Annotated in this window: 2 protein-coding genes; both read left to right on the top strand. The window is 60.3% G+C overall.

Annotation, left to right across the window (positions count from 1 at the left end; genetic code table 11):
- Nucleotides 1-299: 299 nt before the first annotated feature.
- Nucleotides 300-2,249, top strand: a complete 1,950-nt coding sequence (locus EN750_RS27000; protein WP_127398465.1) for a PrkA family serine protein kinase — start codon at nucleotides 300-302, stop codon at nucleotides 2,247-2,249.
- A 17-nt stretch (nucleotides 2,250-2,266) separates the two neighbouring features.
- The coding region (locus EN750_RS26995; RefSeq protein WP_127398463.1) for a DUF444 family protein at nucleotides 2,267-2,947 on the top strand (681 nt) is incomplete at its 3' end.

Raw genomic sequence — 2,947 nt, 5'->3', positions numbered from 1 at the left:
GCTTCCAACGGCAGCATCGCCGCCACCGAGGCCATGATCAGGCTTCGTCGATCGATCATCATTGTCTCCTGGCGAGGCAAGACTGCACGCGGCGGCCCCAGCCGTCCAGTCAGGGATTCGCAACACACCCGCTACCCGCGCTGAATGCCGCTCCGCACCGAGCGCCTTGATCTCGGAGTGGCCTCGAATCTTACGATCGCAGCCACCTCTTCACATGAAGGGAACAAACGGTACCCCCCGACAGTTGAATGCGAGGTGAGCCGAATGGAAGCCACAGCGGCTCCGAGGGCAAAAGCATCATGCGAGAGAACCAGTCTGACGTCTTCGATCTGTTTTCGGAAATTTACACCAACGCGGCGCAGGAAGAGATCAGCATCCAGCAATATCTCCTTGCCTGCCGCGAGGACAAGTCGATGTATGCCTCGGCGCCTGAACGAATGGTCGAGGCGATCGGCGAGCCGAACCTGGTCGACACCAGCAAGGATGAGCGGCTCGGCCGCATATTCTCCAATCGGACCCTGAAAGTGTACCCCTCCTTTGCCGATTTCTATGGCATGGAGGACACAATCGAGCGCATCGCCGGCTATTTTCGCTATGCGTCCCAGGGGCTCGAGGAGCGCAAGCAAATCCTCTATTTGCTCGGCCCCGTGGGCGGCGGCAAATCCTCCCTTGCCGAGCGTCTGAAGAAATTGATGGAACAGCGCCCGATCTACACGCTGAAGGTCGGTAATCAGGTCAGCCCGGTTTTCGAATCGCCGCTTGGTCTTTTCCATCCTGATCGCATGGGCGACCTGCTGGAGGACAAATACGGCATTGCCCGACGCCGGTTGAATGGGCTCATTTCGCCATGGGCGGCCAAGCGCCTCGACGAACTTTCCGGCGACATTTCCAAGTTCAGCGTCGTCAAGCTGATGCCGTCGCGACTGCGCCAGATCGGCATCGCCAAGACCGAGCCCGGCGACGAGAACAATCAGGACGTTTCGGCCCTGGTCGGCAAGGTGGACATCCGGCAATTGGAAAACTTCAGCCAATCCGATCCGGACGCCTATTCCTATAGTGGCGGACTGAACCGGACCACCCAGGGGCTGCTTGAATTCGTCGAAATGTTCAAGGCGCCTATCAAGGTCCTGCATCCGCTGCTGACCGCCACCCAGGAAGGCAGCTACAACGGCACCGAAAATTTCGGCGCCTTTCCCTACCAGGGAATCATCGTGGCCCATTCCAATGAGTCGGAATGGCTGCAGTTCAAGAACAACAAGAACAATGAGGCTTTTCTCGATCGCATCCTCGTGGTCAAGGTGCCGTATTGCCTGCGGATAACCGAAGAGCGGCGGATCTACGAGAAACTGCTGCGGGAGAGCGAATTGGCCGCCAGTCCTTGCGCTCCAGAGGTGCTGGACATCCTCAGCCGGTTTACCGTCTCGACCCGCTTGGCCGAGCACGACAACTCGCCGCTCTACACCAAGATGCGCGCCTATGATGGCGAGAACCTCAAGGAGGTCGACCCCAAGGCAAAGTCGGTTCAGGAATATCGGGACGCCGCCGGCGTCGACGAGGGCATGGCCGGCGTCAGCACGCGCTTTGCCTTCAAGATCCTGTCGCAGACCTTCAACTACGACACCGAAGAGGTGGCCGCCGACCCCGTGCACCTCATGTACATCCTGGAGGAGGCGATCAAGCGCGAACAGTTTCCGAAGGAGACGGAAGCCGCCTATCTGGAGTTCATCAAGTCCGAGCTGGCCGCGCGGTATGCCGAGTTCATCGGCCATGAGATCCAGAAAGCCTATCTGGAATCGTACAGCGAGTACGGCCAGAATCTTTTCGACCGCTACATCGCCTATGCCGACGCCTGGATCGAAGACCAGGACTACAAGGATCCCGACACCGGCCAGATCCTCAACCGCGAGGTTTTGGACAACGAGCTTTCGCAGGTCGAAAAACCGGCCGGCATCGCCAATCCCAAGGATTTCCGCAATGAGGTGGTGAAATTCACGCTGCGCGCCCGTGCAAGAAACCATGGCCGCAACCCGGCGTGGACAAGTTACGAAAAGCTGCGGGAAGTCATCGAGAAACGCATGTTCGGCCAGGTAGAGGACCTCCTGCCGGTGATCAGTTTCGGCTCCAAGCAGGACAGCGTCACGGAAAAGCGGCACAATGAATTCGTGCAGCGGATGGTCGAGCGCGGCTACACCGAGCGGCAGGTTCGTCGCCTTGTGGACTGGTACATGCGGGTGAACAGGGCGGGTTAGAGAACCCGGATGGTTCCATGCCGATCTTCATCGACCGCCGCCTGAACCCGAAAGACAAGAGCCTCGGCAATCGCCAGCGCTTCCTGCGACGCGCGCGCGAGGAATTGAAACGGAGCATACGCGACCAGATCCGCACCGGCAGGATCGCCGACGCGGACTCCGAGCACGCCGTGCGCATGCCCGAAAGAGGCACAAGCGAGCCGAGCTTCAACAACGCCCGCGACAGCGGCAGGCGCCAGCACATCTTGCCGGGCAACAGGCATTTCTCCGCTGGAGACCTGATCCCCAAGCCCGGCGGAGGCGGCGGGGGAGCGTCGTCCCCGGGAAACAAGGCATCCGAGGACGACTTTCGTTTCGTACTGTCGCGCGAGGAAGTGCTCGATCTTTTCTTCGAGGATCTCGAACTCCCCGACATGGTCAAGCTCAACCTCAAGGAGATCCTTGCCTTCAAGCCGCGTAGGGCGGGCTTCGCCGCCACCGGTTCGCCGACCAACATCAATGTCGGCCGCACGATGCGCAACAGCCACGGCCGCCGCATTGCGCTGAGGCGCCCCAAGCAGGTCGAACTGGATGCGATCCTCGAGGAAATCGCCTCGCTCGAGGAGGCGCCATACAGCGCCGACGCGCGCCGGCGTATCGCGGCATTGCGCGAAGAGCTTGACCGGCTGGAACGACGCCGCCGACGCATTGCCTATGTC

Source organism: Mesorhizobium sp. M7A.F.Ca.ET.027.03.2.1, from assembly GCF_003999175.1.
In the GTDB taxonomy this organism is placed as follows: domain Bacteria; phylum Pseudomonadota; class Alphaproteobacteria; order Rhizobiales; family Rhizobiaceae; genus Mesorhizobium.
The sequence above is the reverse complement of the archived record's forward strand: the minus strand, read 5'-3'. Positions and strand labels throughout refer to the sequence as shown.

What these genes read in the sequence shown, in the direction of transcription:
- EN750_RS27000 (WP_127398465.1), top strand. Translation starts at nt 300, where the DNA reads ATGCGAGAGAACCAGTCTGACGTCTTCGATCTGTTTTCGGAAATTTAC.